The sequence below is a fragment of the Intrasporangium chromatireducens Q5-1 genome, assembly GCF_000576575.1.
In the GTDB taxonomy this organism is placed as follows: domain Bacteria; phylum Actinomycetota; class Actinomycetes; order Actinomycetales; family Dermatophilaceae; genus Intrasporangium_A; species Intrasporangium_A chromatireducens.
Map to the genome: position 1 here is coordinate 1 of NZ_AWQS01000464.1, position 1,408 is coordinate 1,408.

Annotated in this window: 1 protein-coding gene; it reads right to left on the reverse strand. The window is 72.2% G+C overall.

Features of this window, described 5'->3' with window-relative positions; genetic code table 11:
- The coding region (locus N864_RS22245) for a DEAD/DEAH box helicase (protein ID WP_051518939.1) at positions 1 to 1,408 on the reverse strand (1,408 nt) is incomplete at both ends.

Below are 1,408 nucleotides of genomic sequence, written 5' to 3' on the forward strand. Positions count from 1 at the left end.
CCTGCGCGGGCGCCGTGTCGGAGCCGCCGTCCTCGCCGGCACCGGCGATCGCCGCGCCGCCACCGCGGGTGCGGCGACGGTTGCGGCTCTTGCGCCTGGGTGCCTCATCGTCCGTCCGGGGCCGGGAATGGCCGCGCTGGTGGTCGGGACCGGTGCCGCGCCGACCGCCCTTGCCCTGCCGCTTGCCGGTCTCGCCGAGGTCCTCGATCTCCTCGGCGTCGAGGCCGGCCCGGGTCTGCTCCGACTTGCGGAGGTAGCCCTTCGCGTCGACGGGGATGTGCAGCTCGGTGAAGAGGTGCTCGGACGAGGAGTAGGTCTCCTCCGGCTCGGGGATGCCGAGGTCGAGCGCCTTGTTGATGAGGGCCCAGCGGTGCAGGTCGTCCCAGTCGACGAAGGTCACGGCGACACCCGTGTTGCCCGCCCGGCCGGTGCGTCCGACCCGGTGGACGTAGGTCTTCTCGTCCTCGGGGCACTGGAAGTTGATGACATGGGTGACGTGCTCGACGTCGATGCCGCGCGCGGCGACGTCGGTCGCGACGAGGACGTCGACCTTGCCGTTGCGGAAGGCGCGCAGCGCCTGCTCGCGGGCGCCCTGCCCGAGGTCACCGTGCAGCGGGGCAGCGGCGAAGCCGCGCTCGGTCAGCTCGTCGGCGACCTTGGCCGCGGTCCGCTTGGTCCGCGTGAAGATGATCGTCAGGCCCCGCCCCTCGGCCTGCAGGATCCGCGAGATCATCTCGACCTTGTCCATGGCGTGTGCGCGATAGACGAACTGCTCGATCGCCTTGACCGTCTGTGCGTGGTCCGGGTCGTCGCCCATGGCGCGGATGTGGGTCGGCTGGACCATGTAGCGCCGCGCGAGGGCGACGATCGCGCCGGGCATCGTCGCGGAGAAGAGCATGGTCTGGCGCTTCACCGGGGTGAGCGACATGAGGGTCTCGACGTCCGGCAGGAAGCCGAGGTCGAGCATCTCGTCGGCCTCGTCGAGCACGACGATGCGCGCCTGAGACAGGTCGAGGTGGCCCTGCTTCGACAGGTCGATGAGCCGGCCCGGCGTGCCGACGACGACCTCGACGCCGGCACGCAGCGCCTCGACCTGCGGCTCGTAGGCGCGCCCGCCGTACACGCTAAGGACCCGGACGCCACGGCGCTTGCCGGCGCGGGCGAGGTCGCCGGCGACCTGGACCGCCAGCTCGCGGGTCGGGACGATGGCCAGGGCCTGCGGCGCGCCCGGCTTGGCGAGCTCGGCGAAGCCGGCGTCGCCCGGGGTGACGACCCGGTTGAGGATCGGGACACCGAAGCCGAGCGTCTTGCCCGTGCCGGTCTTGGCCTGGCCGATGATGTCGTGGCCGCCGAGGGCGACCGGCAGGGTCATCGCCTGGATCGGGAAGGGTGTGACGATCCCGGCGTC